This window comes from Parerythrobacter jejuensis (assembly GCF_039536765.1).
Taxonomy (GTDB): domain Bacteria; phylum Pseudomonadota; class Alphaproteobacteria; order Sphingomonadales; family Sphingomonadaceae; genus Parerythrobacter; species Parerythrobacter jejuensis.
This window is the reverse complement of sequence record NZ_BAAAZF010000001.1, coordinates 416,937-438,478: the sequence shown is the minus strand read 5'-3', so window position 1 is coordinate 438,478 and position 21,542 is coordinate 416,937. Positions and strand designations below refer to the sequence as shown.

Here is a 21,542-nt window from a genome sequence, read left to right as displayed (position 1 = left end):
TGGCCGCGTCAGGCAAAATCGGCCTGGCGGTGCGAAACCGGATTGGATGGGATCGCAATGGGTGATCCCGAGCAAATTGAAGGAAATACCATGTCGAAGCGCACCCGCGCCAAGCATAAGCTCGACCGTCGTATGGGCGAGAATATCTGGGGCCGTCCGAATTCCCCGGTCAACAAGCGTTCCTACGGCCCCGGCCAGCACGGCCAGCGTCGCAAGAGCAAGATGTCGGATTTCGGCCTCCAGCTCCGCGCCAAGCAGAAGCTCAAGGGCTATTACGGCGACGTGACCGAAAAGCAGTTCCGCAGCACCTACAAGGATGCCACGAAGATGAAGGGCGATACCGGTCAGAACCTGATCGGCCTGCTCGAGCGTCGCCTCGACATGATCGTGTACCGCGCCAAGTTCGCCCCGACGATCTTTGCAGCGCGCCAAATCGTCTCGCACGGCCACATCCGCGTCAACGGCGTGAAGTGCAACATTGCAAGCCGTCGCTGCGACGTTGGCGATGTCATCTCGCTGGGTGACAAGGCCAAGGAAATGGCTCTCGTCATTGAAGCGCAGAGCCTGCCCGAGCGTGAAATCCCTGATTATGTCGCGCCTGACGGCAACGACAAGGTGAGCTTCACCCGCGTGCCGAAGCTCGACGAAGTGCCCTACCCGGTCACCATGGAACCGAACCTGGTCGTCGAATTCTATTCGCGCTGATCCATCGGTTCTACGAAGTTCAAGGGCGGTCCTGCGGGGCCGCCCTTTTCGTTTGTGGCCCTGCCAAATGCCATGGATTCGTATGGCAATAACTGGCCTCGCCTAGCTGCCGAGCGAGGCCTCCAGAAATTCACCAATACGGTTGAGCATGATGCCGCGTGCCTGGCTGTGCTTGATATAGTGATCCAGACCTTCGAACTCGAGCAAATCGACCGATTTGCCGGCACCTGCCAGGCGATCCTCCATCAGTTTCGACTGCGCAATCGTGGTGTTCTGGTCCATGCTGCCATGCACCAGCAGGACAGGGGCGCTGAATCGATCGGCATGCCGGGCTGGAGAGCCAGCCTCGACATGCGGGCCCTTGCCGATGAATTTGTCGTAGGCGAGGAAGTTTGTGTAACGCCTGTTCTCTTCACGCAGCAATTCGAGATCTGTGACAGGCGCAATCGCCACCACCGCTTTGAACAGGTCAGGGTCGAGGACCTGCGACTGCAAAGTGGCGTAGCCTCCGTAGGACCAGCCCACCCCCGCCAGTTTGGCCGGATTTGCAATTCCCTGTGATATGAGCCAGCGCCCGGCATCATTCACGTCTGAAACGGCTGTCTCCCATGCCTGGAAGCCGTTCTTCCCGAACCAAGCCGACCCATATCCTGCGGATCCGCGGAAATTGGGTTGCATCACGGCGTAACCTCGCGCGGTGAAGAACTGGACCAACCAGTCAAAACCCCATTCATCGCGCGCGCCCGGGCCTCCGTGCGGCAAAACAACAGCGGGCAGATCCTTGCCGTCGCTACCGGGGGGAAGCGTGAGATAGCCCGGGATCTGCGTGCCATCCGAGGCCGGATAGGTCACCGGCTTCATGGTACCCATCGCGCGACCGGCGAGCGGGGTACGCAGGGCCAGCAGTTCGCTTAGGGATCGGCTATCCTTTTCGAACAGATAGACAGTGCCGGGATCGGTGTCGCTCGACGCGATCAGCACAATCTCGTTCTCATCCTCACTTGCATCGACAATCGAGACGAGTGGCTTGCCCGGCAAAGCCTTGGCCAAGGCGCCTGCCAGCTTATCCAGTTCGGCATCGAAATATTCTACAAAGCGTTTCTCGGTTGCGTAGCTCGCACCGACCACCCGGCGTTTGCGACCAATCCTGATCAAACCATCCACGTCGACATCATCCCGCGCCATCACCAGTTCGCGAGCGTTGCTACCGTCGAGCTTGACGCTGAAGAGCGCCTTGAAACCATTCACGATATCAAAGCCATAGGCGACGTTCTTGGAACTATCGACGGCAACAGGAACAAAGCCACGATCGAGGTTTCCGGTAGAATCGACCACCGACAAGGGCTGCCATTCGTCGGAGTCCGCCGTGCGATAGAGAAAGCGGAAGTCGCTGCCGTCATAGCCGCTGGCGGTGGTATCCTGGGCCATCATGATGCGGACTCTGCCATTCTCGTCCGCGATGTAGTCTGCCGCCATCCTGTTGGCATCTTCAACCGGCCTGCCCCGACCGTTGTCGACATCAACCTTGTCGACGCCAAGCCCCTCCTTATCGTTGAAAAGCCGCGTGTTCGCGCCATCTTCCTTGATATAGCGCTTGGTCATCAGGACCTTGTCTTCTTCCCCTGCAATATCCAGTGCTAGCAAAGAGCCTCCGTCCTGGAGTGTACCGCGAGCACGATTGCTGGTGGACGTCAGCATTTCGGTGTCCGAACCATCTGAAGCGATGGACAGGATGCGGGTGAAGCCAAGCAGAGTGCCGCCAATGTCCTGCATGCCAAACAGGCTGCACACGATCCGTTGCTCGGTCGCCCACGCGCACCATTGGAGCCGTGCCCTCGCTTCGTTCATCGTGATGACTGGCGTGGGCTCGCCGCCGGTCTTCAAGTTGACAACGTAGATCGTCTCATCCGCCTGCGCGCCGGGCTGGATGTAGAGCAGCTGGTCTCCGGACGGGGAGATAGAAACGTCTTCGACCGACTGCCGCGCTCCAAAGACCGCAGCATCCTCCGCCAAGGTTTGAGCCATGGCTGGTGTCGCCGCGAGTACCGCAGCCAACGCAGTGAGCGTCGTCGTCAAACGCATTGAAAAACCCCTATTTCCCCAAAGTAACGCCCATCAGAATAGCGCAACAGGCAGGTTTGAAAAGGGCCGAGGCGGAACGGTTACTTGTTCAAGTAATCTGCCCGGAACTGCTTTGCGAAACCGGCGAATTGGCCCGCGCCAATTGCATCGCGCATGGCCTGCATCAGCTGCTGGTAGAACCCGATATTGTGTTCGGTCATCAGCATTGCGCCGAGGATCTCCTGCGATTTGACGAGGTGATGTAGATAGGCCCGGCTATAGGTCGCGCATGTCGGGCAGGTGCAGCGCTCGTCGAGCGGCCCCTGATCCTCTGCAAAGCGCGCATTGCGCATATTGATCGGGCCGTTCCAGGTGAAGGCCTGACCATTCCGGCCCGAGCGACTGGGGAGCACGCAATCGAACATATCGACACCGCGTTCTACCGCGCCGACCAGATCATCGGGCTTGCCGACCCCCATCAGGTAGCGCGGGCGATCCTCAGGGAGTTGCGCCGGAGCGAATTCGAGGGTGGCGAACATCGCCTCCTGCCCTTCCCCCACGGCCAATCCGCCAATCGCATAGCCATCGAAACCGATATCGATCAGAGCGTCGGCAGAACGCTTGCGCAGCTCCTCATCCAAGGCGCCCTGTTGGATACCGAACAGCGCGGAGCGTGCTGCATGTTCTTCGCCGCTGTCAAAGCCGTCGCGGCTGCGCTGCGCCCAGCGCATCGACATTTCCATGCTTTGCGCAATCACATCGCGGGGCTGGTCCGCGCGGGGGCACTCGTCAAAGGCCATCACGATGTCGGAGCCGAGCAAGCGCTGGATCTCCATCGATCGTTCGGGGGTCAACATGTGTTTGGAGCCGTCGAGATGGCTCCGGAACTCCACGCCTTCTTCGGTCAGCTTGCGCAATTCGGACAGGCTCATCACCTGGTAGCCGCCGCTGTCTGTCAGGATCGGGCGCTGCCAGTTCATGAACTGGTGCAAGCCACCAAGCCGCGCCATCCGCTCTGCGCCAGGGCGCAGCATCAGGTGGTAGGTATTGCCCAGGATGATGTCGGCGCCAGTCTCGCGGACGCTTTCCGGTTTCATCGCCTTGACCGTCGCAGCAGTGCCGACCGGCATGAAGGCAGGCGTGCGGATATCCCCGCGCTGCATCGCGATTGTACCCGTCCGGGCCTTGCCGTCGGTCGCGTGAATGGAGAACTGGAAGCGCTTGGTCATAATCGCGCCCGCGCCTAGCGCGTCGCTCGCCATGGCACTAGTCCCTAAGGCGCCAACCGGTCTTGAAGATATAAGCGATGATCGTGACACAAACCGCAAGGAAAGCGAGCGTGATGCCGAGAGAAATCCGGAAATCGACATCCGCACTGCCATAGAAGGTCCAGCGAAGCCCACTGACCAGGTAGACGATCGGATTGGCAAGCGCGATCGTGTCCCACGGCTTGGGCAGCATATCGATCGAATAAAAGGTACCGCCCAGAAAGGTCAGCGGGGTCAGAAACAGCAACGGGATAATCCCGAGCTTTTCGAAATTGTCGGCCCAGATGCCGAGGATAAAGCCGAACAGGCTGAAGCTGGACGCGACCAATACGATATAGATGAAGGCCCACACCGGGTGTGCGATCGAGTAATCGACAAACAGTGCTGCGGTCAGCAGGATGATGGCGGCAAGGATCAGGCTCTTGGTCGCCGCCGCTCCGACAAACCCCACCAGAGTCTCCGCCACACCGACGGGCGCCGTTAGCAATTCGTAGATCGTGCCTGTGAAGCGCGGCATGTAGATGCCAAAACTGGAATTGCTGGTGGTTTCCCCCAGCAGGGTCAGCATCAGCAAGCCCGGGATGATAAACGCACCATACTCCACGCCGCCCAAATCGGGCATGCGACTGCCAATCGCGGCGCCAAACACAATGAAATAGAGCGAGGTGGTGAGGACCGGCGCCAGCACCGATTGAAAGGCAGTGCGCAGGAAGCGCATCAGCTCGCGGGTGTAGATCGCCCAGGTCGAACGCAGATTGATCATGCCGCATCCTCCTTGGCATCGAGGAGCGAAACGAAAATATCCTCCAGGCTGCTCTCACGCGTATCGATCCCGGTGAAGTCAATGCCGGCACCAATCAGCGCTTTGGTCAGTTCGGCGACTTCGGCCTTGCCCTTGCCCGTCCCGTCTCCTCCGCGATAGCAAAGCGAGAGACCACCATCCTCGATCTCTACCGGGAAGTGGGCGAGGCTTTCCGGCAGGGCGGGCAGAGCCTGCGCCAAAGTGATGTGAGCCTCTGTCCGGCCGAGCCGGTTCATCATCGCGTGCTTGTCATCAACCATAAGCAGCTTGCCCTGGTTGATGATGCCCACACGGTCAGCCATTTCCTCGGCCTCTTCGATGTAATGCGTCGTCAGGATCACCGTCACCCCGCGTGCGCGCATATCGCCGATCAGCTGCCACATGCCTTTGCGCAGCTCTACATCCACACCGGCGGTCGGCTCGTCGAGGAACAGCAGGTCAGGATCGTGGGCCAGCGCTTTCGCGATCAGCACCCTGCGCTTCATCCCGCCCGACAGCGTCATGATCCGATCATTGCGCTTGTCCCACAGGCTGAGAGCTCGCAGTATCTCCTCGATCCTGGCCTTGTCGGGTGCCAGGCCGAATAGCCCGCGCGAGTAGCTGACCGCCCGGATCACAGGCTCGAACATGTCGGTGGAAAGTTCCTGCGGCACCAGGCCGATGCGACTGCGCCCCTGACGCCAATCCTTTGCCATGTCGAAGCCAAAGGCAGAAATGCTGCCGGCGGTTGGGCGCACCAATCCGCAGACCGCGCCGATCAGCGTCGTCTTGCCAGCACCATTGGGGCCCAGCAGGGCAAAAATCTCGCCCTGGCGAATCTGCAGGGATACATCGTCGAGCGCCTTGAGCCCGCCGGGATAGACCTTCGTCAGCCCGGAAATGTCCAGAATCGTGTCGCTCATTCGCCCCGCCCGTTTGGTTGCGATTGCAGACCTACCACGCTGCTAGGGAATCAACAGCGAGGAATCGCCGTAGGAGTAGAAGCGATACTTCGCAGCAATGGCGTGGTCGTAGACCTCCATCATCCGCTCGCGCCCCATCAGAGCGCTGACGAGCATCATCAGGGTCGATTTGGGGAGGTGGAAATTGGTCATCAAACCATCGACGACGCGAAAGCGGTATCCCGGGGTGATGAAGATGTCGGTATCGCCCGCGAAGGCGCGGACCTGCCCGTCCCTCGTCGCAGCGCTTTCGAGCAAGCGCAGGCTCGTCGTTCCGACAGCAATGACCCGATTGCCTCTGGCCCGCGCCGCATTCAGACGTTCTGCGACATCGGGTTCAATCCGGCCCCACTCCGAATGCATCTGATGATCATCTGTATCGTAGGCTTTGACGGGCAGAAAGGTACCTGCGCCAACGTGGAGGGTGAGCGTTTCGCGTCCGACTCCCTTCTGAACCAGCGCCGCAAGCAGCTCTGGCGTGAAGTGGAGTGCCGCGGTGGGGGCGGCGACTGCTCCGTCTTCCCGGGCAAAAATCGTTTGGTAGTCCTCACGATCACGCTCATCAGTCGGGCGCTTGCCCGCGATATAGGGCGGGAGCGGCATCGTACCGGCGCGTTCCAGCAGGACTTCGACTGGCTCGTCCCCTTCGAACATCAGGGTGAAACTACCGTCATCATGGCGCTCTTCCGCAATGGCAGTCACTCCGTTGCCGAATTCGATGAAATCGCCGGGACGCAGCCGCTTGGCATTGCGGATGAAAGCTTGCCAGCGGCGCAAATCGATCCGTTTGTGCAAGGTTGCGCCGATGGTAGCTTCGCCGCGTTTGCCAGTCAGTTGCGCGGGAATGACCCGGGTGTCGTTGAAGACCAGGATATCGCCTGCATCGAGAAACTCGGGGAGGTCACGCGTGACGTGATCTTCCAGCGCGGTGCCGCCTTTAGCCACGAGCAATCGCGACGAGTCCCGCGGGCTCGCCGGTCGCAGAGCGATCAGGTCTTGCGGAAGGTCGAAATCGAACAGGTCAACGCGCATGGAAGGCGCGCCTAGCGGGGCAATGTGCCCTCGTCACCCCTCGATCGGGGCAGTCAGGTCATCCAGAGTGATCTCACGCTCCGGCGCGGCCGGTTGCGGCATGGCCTGCGGCTTGTTGTCCGATGCGATGGACGCCTGCACGATCCGTGTCGGATTCGCGGGCGGCTCGCCACGCTGGATCGCGTCCACCGCCGCCATGTTCGAAATCACTCGGCCAAAATTGGTATAACGCTTGTCGAGATTGAAGCGCGGGTAAAAGACCAGGAAAAACTGGCTGTTGGCGCTGTCTTCTGAATTGGAACGGGCCATCGAAACCGAGCCACGCACGTGCGGCATAGGATTGAATTCGGCTTGCAGGTCGGGAAGGCTCGATCCGCCCTGACCGGTGCCGGTGGGATCACCGGTCTGCGCCATAAAACCCTCGATTACGCGGTGAAACACGATACCGTCGTAAAAGCCCTGGCGCGTAAGCGTCTTGACCCGGTCCACATGACCCGGCGCCCAGTCCGGCATCAGCCGGATGGCAATCCGCTCACCATTGGAAAGATCGAGCAGCAGGATATTGTCGCGGTCTTCCTGCACATCATAATTGATCTTGGCATATTGCAGTGGGGCCCGCTCGGCAGGTGCTGCCATCGCGTCTTCGACAGCTACATCGCCTTCGTCCTGCGCATAGGTCGGGCTGGTAACAAGCGCGGCAAGCGCTCCGGCGGCGAGAATACGTTTTGTCATGGTGTTTCCGAATTTGTGCATGTCTGCGTTGGCCGGTCAGTTAGCGGTCCGTCGCTGTCGGTTCAATGAATAAGCGGCAATCTAGCGGATCGGCCCTAGTAGTCACCCCGGCGGCCGATTTCCTCCACCCTTGCATTAACCTGCTCACGCACAGCCGGGCTGACAAAGGGCGTGATATCTCCGCCATAAAGAGCGATTTCCTTGACCAGTTTGGACGCAATCGGCTGCAGTGAGACATCTGCCATCAGGAATACGGTTTCGATTTCCGCATCCAGTTGCTGGTTCATGCCGGCCATCTGGTACTCGTATTCGAAATCTGCCACCGCGCGCAGGCCGCGAACGATCACATTGGCATTCTGCTTGCGGGCGAATTTCATCAGCAGAGCATCGAAGCCAACGACCTCGGTGTTGTCGATGCCCATTTCGGCCAGCTCTTTGGTGACCATTTCCATTCGCTCGTCCGGCGTGAACATAGGGTTCTTGGAAGGGTTGGTGGTGACACCGATAATAAGCTTGTCGACCAGCTTGGCTCCGCGCCGGATAATGTCGCGATGGCCGCGGGTGATGGGATCGAAAGTCCCCGGATAAACGCCGATACGCTCGCCCATTACCTGTCCCTCTCGACGATGTAGCCGGCAAGCGCTCGCAAGATTGCTGCGTCTTCACCATATTGCACCAGATGTCCGGCGGCTTGATCGACCAAGGCATGGGCCTGCGCTCGCGCGGCATCGGCTCCCATCAGGCTCACAAAGGTCTGCTTGCCCTGAGCATCATCCTTGCGCAGCGCCTTGCCCGCTTTCTCCTCGTCGCCCTCTGCGTCCAGCAGATCATCCGCGATCTGGAAGGCAAGGCCGATGTCGCGGGAATAGGCCCGCAAATGACTGCGTCCCTCGGGCGGCAATTTGCCCAGGATCGCGCCCATTTCTACCGATGCGGCCAACAATGCCCCAGTTTTGAGCTGTTGCAGCCTCGTAATAGTGTGCAGATCATAATCCGCGCTTTCGGCGGCCATATCCATCACCTGCCCGCCCGCCATGCCGTTCATCCCGCTGGCCATGGCCAGGGTACGGACGAGTTCGGCCTGCGTGAAAGGATCGGTGGTGGTGGCGGGATCGGTCAGGATTTCGAACGCCAGTGCATGGAGGGAATCGCCCGCCAACACGGCTGTCGCCTCATCGAATTTCTTGTGCAGCGTCGGCTTGCCCCGGCGCATGTCGTCATCGTCCATACAGGGCAAATCATCATGGATCAGTGAATAGACATGGATCGATTCCACTGCACACGCCGCCCGCAAGGCAGGGTCGCGGCTGACACCCAGCATCTCAGCTGTTGCAACCAGCAGCAAGGGGCGTACCCGCTTCCCGCCGTCCATGGCGGAATAGCGCATCGCCTCGACCAGGGACGATCGCGTATCTTCGGGAACCGGTAGCAGAGCATCGAACACGGCATCTACATCGCGTTCGATGCGGGTCAGAGCCGATGCCAGTTTGGCACTGTCACTTCCGACGAGCTGCATATCACCCATCGCTGTCAAACGGTTTGGTGCCACTGGCATTGCCATCGCCATCCTGCACGATAGCTTCAATCCGCGCTTGCGCTGCATCGAGCCGCGCCTGGCAATGCTTGCGCAGCTCTTCGCCACGCTCATACAGCGTGATCGACTGGTCCAGTGCAACTTCGCCGCTTTCCAGCTGGCGCACTACCTGTTCCAAGCCGCGCAGGGCCTCTTCGAAACTCATCTCGGATATTTTCGCCGCGTCGGCGGTTTGTCCCTCATCCATAGGTTGCAGCTTTGACCACGGCCCCAGCGATGGTCAAGCAGCGAGACACAGTGAAGGACCGATTATGACGTGGATTATTGCATATGTTGCCGCTGCCATTGTCTTTGGCATCCTCGATGCCATCTGGCTGGGTTGGGCGGGCAACAATTTTTACCGTCCCAATATCGGTGAATTGATGGCGGACGATTTTCGCATCATGCCCGCGGTCGTTTTCTATATCTTCTACGTCGGCGGAATGGTCTATTTCGCGATCAAGCCTGGTCTGTCGAGCGGCGTAGGCACCGCAGCGCTCAATGGCGCGATCCTGGGTGCACTGTGTTACGGAACATGGGCATTGACCAACCAGGCAACGTTGAAAGTCTGGCCAACTCATCTATCAATGACCGATATCGCCTGGGGGGCCTTCGCAACCGGATCGGCCGCCGCTGCTGCAACCTGGATCACAGGACGTCTCACTTAATGTTCATTGGCCACTGGGCTCCGGCTTTCCTCGCTGCTGCCGCTACTCCGCGCGCTCCCAAGCTGGGGACGTTGTTTATCGCCGGGCAACTGGTGGATTGGGGCTTCTTCGCCTTTGCCATTGTCGGCGTCGAGAACATGCGGATCGAGCCTGGTGCCACGGTTATGAACCCGATGGACCTGTATGACATGCCCTACACCCACAGCCTGTTGGGCGGAGCGGTGTGGGCCTTGGCCTTTGCGGCCATCCTTTTCCTGTGGCGGCGCGATCTGGTGACCGCCGCCATCGGCGGAGTGGTGGTGATATCCCACTGGTTTATCGACCTCTTGGTCCATCGACCCGATCTGACCATCGATGGCCGGCCGCCTTCCTACGGGTTTGGGCTGTGGAATAACCCGGCGATTGCCATGCCGCTCGAGCTATTGCTGCTGGTCGGCGCCTTTGCGCTATATATGCGCAGCACCAAGGGTCCGATTGCCCCGCCCTACATCCTGCTTGGATTCCTGTTGCTGATCCAGGCGATAAACTGGTTTGGTCCGCAACCCACCGAAGCGGGGCTGGAAATGTATGTCACTGCGTTGGTTTCCTTCCTGCTGGCCGCCCTGCTCGCAGCGTGGGTGGCATCAACACGTTGGCATAAACGGGAGGTCGGGCTAGCAGTCCCCAGCGCACACCGTTAAAGGCGCTGGCCATGTCAGAGAATCCCAGCCCGATCACACCAGAAGTCGTCGAAACACACGGCTTGTCGCCCGAAGAATATAGCACCCTGCTCGAGGCGCTGGGCCGGGAGCCAAACCTGGTCGAGCTCGGTATCTTTTCGGTCATGTGGAGCGAGCATTGTTCCTACAAGAGTTCCCGCCTGCATCTGAAAAAGCTTCCAACCGAAGCACCTTGGGTAATCTGCGGTCCCGGTGAGAATGCCGGTGTGATCGACATTGGCGATGGTCAGGCAGCGATCTTCAAGATGGAGAGCCACAACCACCCGTCTTACATCGAGCCCTATCAGGGCGCTGCCACGGGCGTTGGCGGGATTTTGCGCGATGTCTTCACCATGGGTGCCCGCCCGGTAGCAAATGCCAATGCCTTGCGTTTCGGACGGCCGGAACACCCCAAGATGAAGCATCTGGTCCAGGGCGTGGTCGCCGGCATTGGCGGCTATGGCAATTGCGTTGGCGTGCCGACTGTGTGCGGCGAGACCAATTTTCACCCTGCCTATGACGGAAATATCCTCGTCAACGCGATGACGGTCGGCGTCGCCGATCAGGACAAGATCTTCTATTCTGCGGCAACCGGCATCGGCAATCCGATTGTCTATGTTGGCTCCAAGACCGGGCGTGACGGAATTCACGGCGCGACCATGGCCTCGACCGATTTCGAGGAGGACAGCGATGCCAAGCGCCCCACCGTGCAAGTGGGTGATCCCTTCACCGAAAAGCTGCTGATCGAAGCGTGTCTGGAATTGATGGCAACCGATGCCATCGTGGCCATTCAGGATATGGGCGCAGCGGGCCTGACTTCGTCCAGCGTCGAGATGGCGACCAATGGCAAGACCGGCATCCGGCTCGACATGGACATGGTGCCGTGCCGCGAAGACGGGATGACGCCTTACGAGATGATGCTGAGCGAAAGCCAGGAGCGGATGCTCATGGTGCTCCAGCCCGGCAAGGAGGCCATGGCGGCCGAAATCTTCGAAAAGTGGGAGCTTGATTTCGCGGTCATTGGCGAGGTCACCGATACCCAGCGCATGGTCTTGGAATTCGGTGGCGAAGTAGTGTGTGATATTCCGCTTGGCCCGCTGGCAGACAGTGCGCCGCTCTATGATCGCCCGACGATCTCGAAGGAACAGTACAAGGCCTGGGCCAAGGTCAAGCCGCTCGGGGATGTCCCGGAGAGCAGCGATATCGGTGCAGACCTGCTCACCCTGATGGCGAGCCCTGCCCTGGCCAGTCGCGCGTGGATCGCGCAGCAATATGATAGCCAGGTCGGTGCTGATACGCTCCAGACCGGCGGAGATGCAGGCGTCGTGCGTGTGCATGGCACGCAGAAGGCACTTGCGCTCAGCACCGACTGCACCCCGCGCTATTGCTATGCTGACCCGTATGAAGGCGGCAAGCAAGCCGTCGCAGAGGCCTATCGCAATCTATGTGCTGTTGGTGCCCGCCCCTTGGCTGTCACCAATTGCCTCAATTTCGGTAACCCGCAGCGGCCCGAAATCATGACCCAGTTCATCGGTTGCCTTGAAGGCATGGGCGAAGCCTGCATCGCGCTGGATTTCCCGATCGTGAGCGGCAATGTCAGTCTCTATAACGAAAGTAAGGCGACCGGCGGCGGATCGGCCATTCTGCCGACGCCTGCCATTGGCGGGGTCGGGATTATTGACGACTACACGGCGATGGCCACACCCGGCGCAGCGAAAGACGGTGATCAAATCTTCCTGATCGGCTTCACTTCAGGTCATATTGGGCAAAGCCTGTGGCACAAGATGAAGTCTGGCGAGGAAGCAGGGGCACCACCGCCAGTCGATCTCGAGGTCGAGCGCCGGCATGGAGAACTTGTCCAGGGACTGGTCAAACGGCGCGATGTCTCCAGCGTACATGACTGCTCGGACGGGGGCGCTCTGGTCGCCATCACCGAAATGAGCCTCGCTTCGGGTCTGGGCGCGCAATTGACACTCCCGGATGTCCCCAACCCCGCTGCGATCTACTTTGGCGAAGATCAGGGGCGCTATATCGTCACGACCGACAACGCCAAGGCTGTTCTCGATGCCTGCAAAGACGCTGGCGTATTTGTTGCCGCCATCGGAACGGTAGGCGGAGGCGCCCTCTCTGGTGAAGGCTTCGCAGTTTCTCTCGATGACCTGCGCGAAGCCCATGCAAGCTTCTTACGTGACTGGATGGAGGCCTAGCGCTTGACGGCTGGCTATTCCGATACGCCGCTCGCCAAGAAGCTGTCACTGCGTGATGAGCAGCGGGTCTGGTTCGATGCCATGCCGGAGAATATCGCGGACGAGATCGACGAATATGCGCTTGAGCTGATCTTTGTAGGCACGCCCGATGAAGGCATCGATGCCGCGCATATCTTCGTCACGGGTGCCGATGATCTGGCGAATAAGCTTGCCAGCTTGCGTCAGCACATCGCGAAGGACGGACAAGTCTGGGTGAGCTGGCCCAAGAAGGGTTCAGGCCAAGAAACGGCGCTCGACCAGGCCGAGGTCCAGAGTATCGGGATCGCCAGCGGGTTCATCGACACCAAGAAATGCGCGGTAGACGAGATATGGTCTGGCCTGAAATTCGTGATCCCCAAGGAAGATCGCTGATCAGGCGGCGGCTTTTTCGCCTACGCCTTCGACCACAAGACCTTCGTAGTTTTCGGCCTCCAGCTGGCGCAGGCATTCCTTGTAGATCCGTGGCTCGCCAAGGTTCAGTTCGGCACGCACTTCGTCAATGTCGCGCGGCATCAATGCCATCAGATCCTGATGGGCCAGTTTCTTGGCCTCGCGCCCGAGTTTGCGGCCCTCGCGCAAAGCTTCGAAAACGGGGGCATTGGTCCCGCTTTCTTTCCTCACCTGCCGCGTGCCCATATAGGCGATGAACAGCACGCCCGGTGAATGGTTCTGTTCGTAACTGAACCCCAGTAGGGACACTTCCCCCAGCGGGTCCCGCCCGTATCCGGTCAAAACGTGGAACAGATCATGCGTATCTCGCAGCCGTTCGACATACCATTCATAGAGGTCGTGAAAGAGCTCGCTCTCGGGTTTGAACTTCCGGCTTTCTTCGACCAGCCCGGCAGCCGTCAGGCCTTCGCGCTCCATAAAGCGCACATAATTGCGGGCCAGCGAATTGGGCGCGCACTCAGTCCATCGGGCATGATCATCCAGAATCGCGGGCAATTCTTCGTTCCGTTCGAGCAAGGTCTGCGCCTCGGACGTAGCTACGAAACCCTCCATCTGGCGCAGGCTCTTCTTGCCCTTGAGCGCGTCGATGATGTGGAATACCTGCTCGGTGTCTTCTTTGTCGGCCACCAGCTTGCCGAAATGGCGCAAGGCCTTCACGGGCCGAAATCCTACCACCTTGCGATCGGGGTGCACGACGGGACGATCAATCAATGCCATGGACGCTGTTCCTCTATCCGCGCGTAATTTGCGCCCTACTGACACGCATGTCAACAACGCTGCGGGCTTTCCATTCGCGCCAAGACCGCCGATAGGGCGCGCCATGAAACATCACGATTCCGTACCGTACTCGCTTCCCCCGATGGATGACGCTGAACGTGTTCAACGCGCGACTGCGATGCGCGAAAAGCTCTCGCAGCGCCGCACCTGTCGCTATTTCTCCGATGCGGCCGTTCCGCGTGAAGTGATTGAGCAGGCCATATTGGCCGCCGGAAGCGCCCCCAATGGTGCGAACCACCAACCCTGGCATTTCACCGTTATCGGCTCGCCAGAGAACAAGCGGGCAGTTCGCGAAGCAGCCGAGGAAGAAGAACGCCGGTTCTATGGCGCCGACGGTGGCAAACCGAAGGCGAGCGAAGAATGGCTGGATGCACTCGCGCCCATCGGGACAGACCAGGACAAGCCTTTCCTCGAAACAGCACCGTGGCTGATCGTGGTCTTTGCCCAGCGCAAGGGCGGGATCGAGGAGGACGGCAAGACGCAAAACTACTATGTCAACGAAAGCGTCGGCATCGCCTGCGGCATGATGATCGCCACCCTGCACGAGGCAGGCCTGGCAACCTTGACCCACACGCCCTCGCCGATGGGCTTCCTGCGCGAGTTATGCGGCCGGCCCGAGCATGAAAAACCCTTGATGATCGTGGTGGTAGGCCAACCGGCCGAAGGGGCGACCGTGCCCACCCATGCCATTCGTAAAAAACCGATCGAGCAGATCGCCAGCTGGATCTAGATTGCGGGGCTAAGCCAGCAGGTTCTAGGCAGACGCAACTTCGCCAGCGTTTCCGAGAAGATCGTAAGGGTCAACACCGCGGGCACGCCAGATTTGATGGCATCGCTCATAGTGTGTCGGCTCACCCACGCGAAGAAGTTCACGCGCCTCGCTAAGCGGCATCTTGAGCAAGTGACGCACCGGCATTTCGCAAATCCGCGGGGCACCCTGACCTGCGCGGTGTGCCTGACGCACGGCACGCAATACCGGGGCGCTGCTCTTGATCCCTTTCTTCACATTGATCGCGCCAAGATAGGCGATGAAGAGGTGCGCAAACCCACCATTCTGGCCGTGGGTAAAGGCCAAAACGCATTGTTCGCCCAGTGCGTCACGGCCGTACCCGGTCAGTACGTGCAACAGATCATGGGTGTCGCGCCGACGGTGGGCATACCATTCTACAAGGTCGCCATATTTCGGGCGATCGGGCCAAGTCCTGTCAGCCTCTTCTACGAGGCCGGCAGCGGTGAGACCTTCGCTTTCCATGAAATCGCAATAGGCCTGCGCCACGCTCCCGGCAGGCATGTCCCGCAGCGCGTCATGATCATCCAGGATCGGTGGCAAATAGGGCTCTGTCGAGCGGACACTTTCACCTTGCGCGCTCAGCGAGAAACGCTTGGCATCGGGCAGGAAGTTTCTGGACGGAAGCGCTTCGAAGATCTTGAAGACATGGGTGGTGTCTTCCTTGTCTTTCAGCAATTCCTGAAAGTGCCTGAGCGCTGCGCCAAGATTGCGTTTGGGAACAGGTCGATCCGGATGCCGGAAAATGGTGCCGTCGCGCCCCGCTTCAATCGGGTGCATTTGCGCAGTGCGGGAGCTTTCTTGGTTCATGGTTCGGCGACATCGTTAGAGGGACGTTAGCCCTGTTACTACTGACACCTATGTCAACATAGGATGAACACGCCATCACTGACGATCCCTCACCCATTCACCTTCCGGAATGCCCAACAACGCTAGCACAGATGTCAGGTCGCCGCGATCAATCCAGCAGTTTGCCGCTGCGCGTGCTTTGGGCTTGGCAAAATAGGCCACTCCCAATGTGGCTGACTCGAGCATGGGAATATCGTTCGCCCCGTCTCCTGCCGCCACACTGGCAGCATCTGCTTCATGGCCCGCCATGCGCTCGTTCAAGACAGCTTTCTTGACGCTGCTATCAACGACCGGGCCAGCAAGGCCTCCTGTCAGCACACCATCATTGACTTCGAGCCGGTTGCCGACCGCGTCAACAAATCCGATCTGTTCGGCGACCGGGTCTGCGAAATGGTGGAACCCGCCGGTGACCAGCACCGTGTCGCTGCCATGCGCCTTCAATGTTTGAACCAGGGTGCGCGCGCCAGGATTGGGGCGGATGCGCTCATCGAGGCAACGCTGGATTGCTCCTTCCTCAAGCCCTGCGAGCAAGCCGACCCGTTCGCGCAGTGCTGCCTCGAAATCGAGCTCACCCTGCATGGCTCTTTCGGTGATGTCTGAAATCCGCTCCTTCAGTCCGGCGAAATCCGCCAGCTCGTCGATACATTCCTGACCTATCATGGTGGAATCCATGTCGGAAATGAACAGTTTGGGCAGCGCGATCTCGCGCTCCGTCACCATGCCATCGCTCGGCCCGAGATGCTGATCGATCAGCTCGCGCAGTTTACCAGCGTCACCCTTGGCGAAGCGCAATTCCCACACTGCGGTATTGCTCTCCAGCGCATGCGATGCGGTGGGCACCATGCCGGTCTCCGCCAACACGGCCAGCAAGGCATCTATGCGTGTTTGCAACCCCTCAGGGTCTGCTATCACGCGGGCGATGAGCATGTGGGATTCTCCAACAGATCTGGGCACGCGGCCACCGTTGGCGCTCATTGCAGGGCCAACCGCGAGCGGCAAGAGCGATGTGGCAGTAAAGCTGGCGCTTGCCCTTGGCAAAGCCGGCAAGTCGGCCGTCGTCATCAATGCGGATAGCGCGCAAGTTTACGCTGAACTATCGGTCTTGAGCGCCCGCCCGACTGAGACCGAGATGCAAGGCATTCCTCACTGCCTGTTCGGCACGTGGGATGGAGCCACGCCCTGCTCCGCTGCGGACTGGTCGGCGCACGCGAAACGGGAAATTGCACGGGCCCATACGGCGGGCGAGATACCGATCCTGGTCGGAGGAACGGGCATGTATATCAAGACCTTGCTGGAAGGAATTGCAGACATCCCCCCGATTGATCCGGCCATTCGTGAGACAGTACGGGCGCTACCACGCGAAGAGGCGTACGCCGCTCTCGCGACCGAAGATCCCGACCGGCATGCCAAACTCGATGCTGGCGATAGCCAGCGCATTGCTCGTGCCCTCGAGGTGGTGCGATCGACTGGCGTAACAATGGGCCAGTGGCAAAATAGCAAGGCTGGCGGCATTGGAGACGAAGTTTCCCTGCATCCTCTCCTCCTGCTGCCTGAACGCCAGCGCCTTTATGCACGTTGTGACATGCGCTTCGAGCAAATGCTGAAACAGGGCGCGATTGCCGAGGTTGAAGCGCTATTGGCGCGTGACCTGTCGCCAGACCTGCCTGTTATGCGCGCGATAGGGGTGCCCGAGATCACGGCGTGGTTGAAAGGCAAGATTGACCGTGACCAAATGATCGCATCTGGCCAGCAGTCGACACGCAACTATGCCAAGCGGCAATATACTTGGTTCCGCCGTCAGCCGCCCGAGGAATGGCGGCGGGTGGATGATATGAATTACAATTCGGATGATGTTTGGGCACGATTATTTCAATCTTAGCGTTTGACAAGACATATTGAGACTCGTAACCAGCCCTTGGACAAACCCCTTGGGCCCGACGTTCTCATCAGAGCGCCGGGCCCTGCTTTTGACGGGAGAACAACAATGACCACCCCTACCGAACGCAGCGGAGCGGCGATCCTCGTCGACTGTCTGGTGCGCGAGGGCGTGGAGTTCGTCTTCGGTTATCCCGGCGGCGCTGTCTTGCCGATCTATGACGAGTTGTTCGACAATGAGCGTATCCGTCATATCCTCGTCCGCCATGAAGCTGGCGCAGCCCATGCGGCAGAAGGATATGCCCGCAGCACCGGCAAGCCCGGTGTTGTCCTCGTGACAAGCGGCCCGGGCGCAACCAACGCGGTTACCGGCATTGCCGACGCTTACATGGATTCGATCCCGTTGGTGGTGATTACCGGCCAGGTCCCGACCCCGCTGATCGGAACCGACGCCTTCCAGGAAGCTGACACCGTTGGCATTACCCGCCATTGTACCAAGCACAATTACCTGGTGAAGGACCCCGAAGAACTCGGCCCCATCCTTACCGAAGCATTCCGCATTGCCACGACTGGCAGGCCCGGCCCCGTCCTGGTCGATATCCCCAAAGACGTACAGATCGCGATGGCATCGAATGGTGCGGGCGATCGCGCACCTCTCGCCTCGTCACGCTATCAGCCGCGCATGGTCGCACCGGCAGAGGAAATCGCCGAGGCCATCGCAATGCTCGCCAATGCAGAGCGGCCCGTCTTCTACACCGGCGGTGGTGTGATCAATTCCGGCCCGGAGGCCAGCGCGCATCTGCGCACGCTGCAAGAGCTTACCAGTGCACCGCTGACATCGACCTTGATGGGCCTTGGTGCGTTTCCCGCCGATCATCCTGATTGGCTGGGCATGCTGGGCATGCATGGCACATTCGAGGCCAATATGGCGATGAACAAGGCGGATTTGATCGTGGCCATCGGTGCGCGGTTCGATGATCGCGTGACCGGTCGACTCGATGCCTTTGCGCCAAATGCCAAGAAAATCCACATCGATATCGATCGGGCCAGCATCAACAAGATCGTTCCGGTCGACCTCGGTATTGTCGGCGATTGCGCCACGGTGCTGGAACAGCTTGTTGCCGCGTGGGGCGCGCGCAAGCCCCATGACATGGGCGAATGGAAAGCCCGGATCGCCGGGTGGCGCGCGCGGGAATGTCTGGCCTATCCCGATCGCGGCGAAGCGATCATGCCGCAAAAGGCAGTCGAGCGACTGTTTGCGCTGACCAAGGCCCATGACCCCATCATCACCACCGAGGTGGGCCAGCACCAGATGTGGGCTGCGCAGTATTTCCATTTCTTCGGCCCGAACAAATGGCTCACCAGCGGCGGTCTGGGCACGATGGGCTATGGCCTGCCGGCCGCCATCGGTGCGCAATTGGGCAATCCCGAGAGCCTCGTGATCGATATTGCTGGAGAAGCCTCGATCCAGATGAACATCCAGGAACTGGGTACGGCGAGCCAGTATCGCCTGCCGGTCAAGATATTCATCCTCAACAATGAATATATGGGGATGGTCCGCCAGTGGCAGGAACTGACCTATGAAAGCCGCTATTCGAACAGCTATTCCGACAGTCTGCCCGATTTTGTGAAGCTGGCCGAAAGCTACGGCTGGACCGGCATCCGGATTGAAGACGAAGCCGGGCTGGATGCAGGGATCCAGGCTATGCTGGATGCCGATGGGCCGGTCATCGTCGATTGCCAGGTGTCCAAAGAAGCCAACTGTTTCCCGATGATCCCCAGCGGCGCGGCGCATACCGACATGCTGCTGTATGGGGACCAGGTCGAAGGCACGATGGACGACGAAGCGAAGGCTTTGGTGTAAGGGACGCCCGCAATGAAAATCACCCAAGAAGCCGCCGAGCGTCATGTGCTCGCTGTCACTGTCGACAATGAGCCGGGTATCCTGGCCAAGATCACCGGTCTTTTCACGGCACGCGGATATAATATTGACAGTCTGACCGTGGCCGACATCTCGGAAGATCACGCGATCAGCCGGATTACGATTGTCACCAATGGTCCGCCCGAGGTGATCGACCAAATTCAGGCCCAGCTGGAACGGCTTGTGCCCGTCCACCGTGTGATCGACTTGACCGAAGAGGGTCCGCATGTCGAACGCGAGCTGGCACTGGTCAAAGTCTCCGGCACCGGAGAGAAGCGGGTCGAAGCCTTGCGCCTGGCCGATATTTTCCGTGCTCGCCCGGTCGACACCACGACCGAGAGCTTCATTTTCGAGATCACCGGCCCACCGGACAAGGTCGACAGTTTCATTGCCCTGATGCGCGAGCTGGGGTTGGTGGAAGTCGGTCGCACCGGCATTGTGGGCATGATGCGCGGCGCCGAAGCCGTTTAGATACAGAGGGATATCCATGAAAGTTTACTACGACGCCGACGCCGATCTGGGCCTCGTCACCGACAAGAAAATCGCTGTTGTGGGCTATGGTAGCCAGGGTCACGCCCATGCACAAAACCTGCGTGACAGCGGTGTGAAGGATGTCGCCATCGCCCTGCGCGAAGGCTCCGCCACGGCCAAAAAGGCTGAAAGCGCGGGCTTCAAGGTGCTGACCAACACTGAGGCGGCGAAATGGGCCGACATCGTCATGATCCTGGCCCCGGACGAGCATCAGGCGGCGATCTGGGAGAATGACCTTGCCGGCCACATGAAGCCGGGTAGCGCCCTCGCCTTCGCCCATGGCCTCAACATCCATTTCGGCCTGATCGAAGCACCGGACAACATCGACGTGATCATGATCGCTCCCAAGGGCCCTGGCCACACCGTGCGCAGCGAATACCAGAAGGGCGGCGGCGTGCCGTGCCTGATCGCGGTGCACCAGGATGCCAGCGGGAATGCCCATGACGTTGCCCTCGCCTATGCCAGCGGCGTCGGCGGCGGTCGCAGCGGGATTATCGAGACCAATTTCAAGGAAGAATGCGAAACCGACCTGTTCGGCGAGCAGGCTGTTCTGTGCGGTGGTATCACCCACCTGATCCAGGCAGGTTTCGAGACACTGACCGAAGCCGGTTACGCTCCGGAAATGGCCTATTTCGAGTGCCTCCACGAAACCAAGCTGATCGTCGACCTGCTGTATGAAGGCGGCATCGCCAATATGCGTTATTCGATCAGCAACACGGCGGAATATGGCGATATCAAGACCGGCCCGCGGATCATTACCGATGAAACCAAGGCGGAAATGAAGCGCGTATTGGCCGACATCCAGGCCGGTCGTTTCGTGAAGGACTTCGTGCTCGATAATCGTGCTGGCCAGCCCGAATTGAAGGCCTCACGCAAGGCTGCAGAAGCACATCCCATCGAGAAGACCGGCGCAGAATTGCGCGCGATGATGCCATGGATCAGCGCCAACAAGTTGGTCGACAAAGAGAAGAACTAGGCCCGCACCTTGTCCCCGTTGCGTGAGATCAGCTAGGCTGTTGGCATGAGCGATAGCCTGGCGATTTCATGCAAGTGCGGGGAAGTGACCGGAACCTTGCACGATGTCGGCCCCGACAAGGGTGACCGCTATGTGTGCTATTGCAGCGATTGCCGGGATTTCATCCACTTGCTGGGGCGCCAGGATGACGTTCTGGACGCCCATGGCGGCACCGCTGTCTATCAGACCCGGGTGGCTAAGCTGGAGCTGAATACTGGCATCGACAAGTTGGCGACGGTGCGTCTGACGCAAAAACCTACGACACGTTGGTACGCCGCATGCTGCAACACGCCCTTTTTCAATACCATCAACAAGGCAAAACCTCCCTTCCTGAGCGTGATCACCGAGTGTTGCGATGCCGAGCGCCGCGACTCCGTACTCGGCCCATCGAGAGGTGACGTCTCGGCGCAAGAGGCTATGCCGCCTTTGCAATCCGCCAAACCGGTCTCGAACTTCAGGATGTTAAGCCGGGTTATGCGTCGAATATTTCGCGACACCTGGAGCGGTGATTGGAAGCTTTCTCCCCTGTTCGATATGGAAACCAGGAAACCTATCACCGAAGCCAGACGTGTTACCGCAGAAGAACGCACTCGGCTGGATCAAGCCTAAGC

At 59.6% G+C, this 21,542-nt stretch carries 23 protein-coding genes; 11 read left to right on the top strand and 12 right to left on the bottom strand.

Annotation, left to right across the window (positions count from 1 at the left end):
• Positions 1-90 precede the first annotated feature (90 nt).
• Positions 91-705 carry a 30S ribosomal protein S4 gene (gene rpsD / locus ABD653_RS02080; RefSeq protein WP_160779620.1) on the top strand — a complete coding sequence of 205 codons (615 nt, stop codon included), beginning with the start codon at positions 91-93 and terminating at the stop codon, positions 703-705.
• Between the two features lie 102 nt (positions 706-807).
• On the opposite strand, the gene ABD653_RS02075 is transcribed toward rpsD, so the two are convergent.
• The 9 genes from ABD653_RS02075 to ABD653_RS02035 all read right to left on the bottom strand — a co-directional run bounded on the left by ABD653_RS02075 (position 808) and on the right by ABD653_RS02035 (position 9,322).
• A complete protein-coding gene (locus ABD653_RS02075) occupies positions 808-2,787 on the bottom strand; it encodes an alpha/beta hydrolase family protein (RefSeq protein WP_160779619.1) in 1,980 nt (659 codons plus the stop codon).
• 80 nt (positions 2,788-2,867) lie between these two features.
• A complete protein-coding gene (tgt, locus tag ABD653_RS02070) occupies positions 2,868-3,995 on the bottom strand; it encodes a tRNA guanosine(34) transglycosylase Tgt (protein ID WP_160780458.1) in 1,128 nt (375 codons plus the stop codon).
• 37 nt (positions 3,996-4,032) lie between these two features.
• Positions 4,033-4,797, bottom strand: a complete 765-nt coding sequence (locus ABD653_RS02065; RefSeq protein ID WP_160779618.1) for an ABC transporter permease — start codon at positions 4,795-4,797, stop codon at positions 4,033-4,035.
• Positions 4,794-5,738: an ABC transporter ATP-binding protein gene (locus ABD653_RS02060; RefSeq protein ID WP_160779617.1), complete on the bottom strand. Its 945-nt coding sequence runs from the start codon at positions 5,736-5,738 to the stop codon at positions 4,794-4,796. The genes ABD653_RS02065 and ABD653_RS02060 overlap by 4 nt, the downstream gene beginning before the upstream one ends.
• A 42-nt stretch (positions 5,739-5,780) precedes the next feature.
• Positions 5,781-6,809 (bottom strand): tRNA preQ1(34) S-adenosylmethionine ribosyltransferase-isomerase QueA, encoded by a 1,029-nt coding sequence (gene queA / locus ABD653_RS02055; protein WP_160779616.1) that lies wholly within the window; start codon positions 6,807-6,809, stop codon positions 5,781-5,783.
• A gap of 33 nt (positions 6,810-6,842) precedes the next feature.
• Positions 6,843-7,541 (bottom strand): peptidylprolyl isomerase, encoded by a 699-nt coding sequence (locus ABD653_RS02050; RefSeq protein WP_160779615.1) that lies wholly within the window; start codon positions 7,539-7,541, stop codon positions 6,843-6,845.
• A 95-nt stretch (positions 7,542-7,636) separates the two neighbouring features.
• Complete coding sequence (coaD, locus tag ABD653_RS02045) at positions 7,637-8,149, bottom strand: pantetheine-phosphate adenylyltransferase (RefSeq protein ID WP_160779614.1); 513 nt, start codon at positions 8,147-8,149, stop codon at positions 7,637-7,639.
• On the bottom strand, positions 8,149-9,066 hold the full coding sequence (locus ABD653_RS02040; protein WP_160780457.1) for a polyprenyl synthetase family protein: 918 nt from the start codon (positions 9,064-9,066) through the stop codon (positions 8,149-8,151). The genes coaD and ABD653_RS02040 overlap by 1 nt, the downstream gene beginning before the upstream one ends.
• Positions 9,059-9,322, bottom strand: coding sequence for an exodeoxyribonuclease VII small subunit (locus ABD653_RS02035; protein ID WP_160779613.1), 264 nt, complete (start codon positions 9,320-9,322; stop codon positions 9,059-9,061). The genes ABD653_RS02040 and ABD653_RS02035 overlap by 8 nt, the downstream gene beginning before the upstream one ends.
• A 64-nt stretch (positions 9,323-9,386) precedes the next feature.
• On the opposite strand from ABD653_RS02035, the gene ABD653_RS02030 reads away from it, so the two are divergent.
• The 4 genes from ABD653_RS02030 to ABD653_RS02015 are packed head-to-tail and all read left to right on the top strand — an operon-like array spanning position 9,387 to position 13,098.
• A complete protein-coding gene (locus tag ABD653_RS02030) occupies positions 9,387-9,782 on the top strand; it encodes a DUF2177 family protein (RefSeq protein ID WP_160779612.1) in 396 nt (131 codons plus the stop codon).
• Positions 9,782-10,462, top strand: coding sequence for a hypothetical protein (locus ABD653_RS02025; RefSeq protein ID WP_160779611.1), 681 nt, complete (start codon positions 9,782-9,784; stop codon positions 10,460-10,462). The genes ABD653_RS02030 and ABD653_RS02025 overlap by 1 nt, the downstream gene beginning before the upstream one ends.
• Before the next feature lie 11 nt (positions 10,463-10,473).
• Entirely contained in the window at positions 10,474-12,687 is a 2,214-nt protein-coding gene (gene purL, locus ABD653_RS02020; protein WP_160779610.1) for a phosphoribosylformylglycinamidine synthase subunit PurL, read from the top strand.
• A gap of 3 nt (positions 12,688-12,690) precedes the next feature.
• Positions 12,691-13,098: a DUF3052 family protein gene (locus ABD653_RS02015; protein ID WP_160779609.1), complete on the top strand. Its 408-nt coding sequence runs from the start codon at positions 12,691-12,693 to the stop codon at positions 13,096-13,098.
• Here the strand turns inward: ABD653_RS02015 and ABD653_RS02010 are convergent, their stop codons facing one another.
• Entirely contained in the window at positions 13,099-13,893 is a 795-nt protein-coding gene (locus tag ABD653_RS02010; RefSeq protein WP_160779608.1) for a Coq4 family protein, read from the bottom strand.
• Positions 13,894-13,996: 103 nt separating this feature from the next.
• On the opposite strand from ABD653_RS02010, the gene ABD653_RS02005 reads away from it, so the two are divergent.
• A complete protein-coding gene (locus ABD653_RS02005; RefSeq protein ID WP_160779607.1) occupies positions 13,997-14,683 on the top strand; it encodes a nitroreductase family protein in 687 nt (228 codons plus the stop codon).
• Positions 14,684-14,707: 24 nt separating this feature from the next.
• Here ABD653_RS02005 and ABD653_RS02000 read toward each other — a convergent pair whose 3' ends face one another.
• Both ABD653_RS02000 and serB read right to left on the bottom strand, forming a co-directional pair.
• Positions 14,708-15,550: a Coq4 family protein gene (locus ABD653_RS02000; RefSeq protein ID WP_160779606.1), complete on the bottom strand. Its 843-nt coding sequence runs from the start codon at positions 15,548-15,550 to the stop codon at positions 14,708-14,710.
• Positions 15,551-15,625: 75 nt separating this feature from the next.
• Positions 15,626-16,516, bottom strand: a complete 891-nt coding sequence (gene serB / locus ABD653_RS01995; protein ID WP_160779605.1) for a phosphoserine phosphatase SerB — start codon at positions 16,514-16,516, stop codon at positions 15,626-15,628.
• Between serB and miaA the strand changes: the two genes are divergently transcribed.
• The 5 genes from miaA to ABD653_RS01970 all read left to right on the top strand — a co-directional run bounded on the left by miaA (position 16,515) and on the right by ABD653_RS01970 (position 21,540).
• Positions 16,515-17,468, top strand: coding sequence for a tRNA (adenosine(37)-N6)-dimethylallyltransferase MiaA (gene miaA / locus ABD653_RS01990; RefSeq protein ID WP_160779604.1), 954 nt, complete (start codon positions 16,515-16,517; stop codon positions 17,466-17,468). The genes serB and miaA overlap by 2 nt on opposite strands.
• Positions 17,469-17,573: 105 nt before the next feature.
• Positions 17,574-19,328: a biosynthetic-type acetolactate synthase large subunit gene (gene ilvB, locus ABD653_RS01985; protein WP_160779603.1), complete on the top strand. Its 1,755-nt coding sequence runs from the start codon at positions 17,574-17,576 to the stop codon at positions 19,326-19,328.
• A gap of 12 nt (positions 19,329-19,340) precedes the next feature.
• Positions 19,341-19,856: an acetolactate synthase small subunit gene (gene ilvN / locus ABD653_RS01980; protein WP_160779602.1), complete on the top strand. Its 516-nt coding sequence runs from the start codon at positions 19,341-19,343 to the stop codon at positions 19,854-19,856.
• 16 nt (positions 19,857-19,872) lie between these two features.
• The gene (gene ilvC / locus ABD653_RS01975; RefSeq protein ID WP_160779601.1) at positions 19,873-20,892 is read left to right on the top strand and encodes a ketol-acid reductoisomerase; all 1,020 of its coding nucleotides are present in this window, start codon (positions 19,873-19,875) and stop codon (positions 20,890-20,892) included.
• 45 nt (positions 20,893-20,937) lie between these two features.
• Positions 20,938-21,540, top strand: a complete 603-nt coding sequence (locus ABD653_RS01970; RefSeq protein WP_160779600.1) for a DUF6151 family protein — start codon at positions 20,938-20,940, stop codon at positions 21,538-21,540.
• Positions 21,541-21,542: the final 2 nt, after the last annotated feature.

Excerpts from the sequence above, each read along its gene's own strand:
- ABD653_RS02050 (WP_160779615.1), bottom strand. The coding sequence starts at position 7,541 with ATGACAAAACGTATTCTCGCCGCCGGAGCGCTTGCCGCGCTTGTTACC.
- ABD653_RS02065 (WP_160779618.1), bottom strand. The coding sequence starts at position 4,797 with ATGATCAATCTGCGTTCGACCTGGGCGATCTACACCCGCGAGCTGATG.
- tgt (WP_160780458.1), bottom strand. The coding sequence starts at position 3,995 with ATGACCAAGCGCTTCCAGTTCTCCATTCACGCGACCGACGGCAAGGCC.
- serB (WP_160779605.1), bottom strand. The coding sequence starts at position 16,516 with ATGCTCATCGCCCGCGTGATAGCAGACCCTGAGGGGTTGCAAACACGC.
- ABD653_RS02025 (WP_160779611.1), top strand. The coding sequence starts at position 9,782 with ATGTTCATTGGCCACTGGGCTCCGGCTTTCCTCGCTGCTGCCGCTACT.
- ABD653_RS02035 (WP_160779613.1), bottom strand. The coding sequence starts at position 9,322 with ATGGATGAGGGACAAACCGCCGACGCGGCGAAAATATCCGAGATGAGT.
- purL (WP_160779610.1), top strand. The coding sequence starts at position 10,474 with ATGTCAGAGAATCCCAGCCCGATCACACCAGAAGTCGTCGAAACACAC.
- rpsD (WP_160779620.1), top strand. The coding sequence starts at position 91 with ATGTCGAAGCGCACCCGCGCCAAGCATAAGCTCGACCGTCGTATGGGC.
- ilvC (WP_160779601.1), top strand. The coding sequence starts at position 19,873 with ATGAAAGTTTACTACGACGCCGACGCCGATCTGGGCCTCGTCACCGAC.
- ABD653_RS02075 (WP_160779619.1), bottom strand. The coding sequence starts at position 2,787 with ATGCGTTTGACGACGACGCTCACTGCGTTGGCTGCGGTACTCGCGGCG.
- miaA (WP_160779604.1), top strand. The coding sequence starts at position 16,515 with ATGTGGGATTCTCCAACAGATCTGGGCACGCGGCCACCGTTGGCGCTC.
- ilvN (WP_160779602.1), top strand. The coding sequence starts at position 19,341 with ATGAAAATCACCCAAGAAGCCGCCGAGCGTCATGTGCTCGCTGTCACT.
- coaD (WP_160779614.1), bottom strand. The coding sequence starts at position 8,149 with ATGGGCGAGCGTATCGGCGTTTATCCGGGGACTTTCGATCCCATCACC.
- ABD653_RS02000 (WP_160779606.1), bottom strand. The coding sequence starts at position 15,550 with ATGAACCAAGAAAGCTCCCGCACTGCGCAAATGCACCCGATTGAAGCG.
- ABD653_RS02040 (WP_160780457.1), bottom strand. The coding sequence starts at position 9,066 with ATGGGTGATATGCAGCTCGTCGGAAGTGACAGTGCCAAACTGGCATCG.
- ABD653_RS02030 (WP_160779612.1), top strand. The coding sequence starts at position 9,387 with ATGACGTGGATTATTGCATATGTTGCCGCTGCCATTGTCTTTGGCATC.
- ilvB (WP_160779603.1), top strand. The coding sequence starts at position 17,574 with ATGACCACCCCTACCGAACGCAGCGGAGCGGCGATCCTCGTCGACTGT.
- ABD653_RS02005 (WP_160779607.1), top strand. The coding sequence starts at position 13,997 with ATGAAACATCACGATTCCGTACCGTACTCGCTTCCCCCGATGGATGAC.
- ABD653_RS02060 (WP_160779617.1), bottom strand. The coding sequence starts at position 5,738 with ATGAGCGACACGATTCTGGACATTTCCGGGCTGACGAAGGTCTATCCC.
- ABD653_RS01970 (WP_160779600.1), top strand. The coding sequence starts at position 20,938 with ATGAGCGATAGCCTGGCGATTTCATGCAAGTGCGGGGAAGTGACCGGA.
- queA (WP_160779616.1), bottom strand. The coding sequence starts at position 6,809 with ATGCGCGTTGACCTGTTCGATTTCGACCTTCCGCAAGACCTGATCGCT.
- ABD653_RS02010 (WP_160779608.1), bottom strand. The coding sequence starts at position 13,893 with ATGGCATTGATTGATCGTCCCGTCGTGCACCCCGATCGCAAGGTGGTA.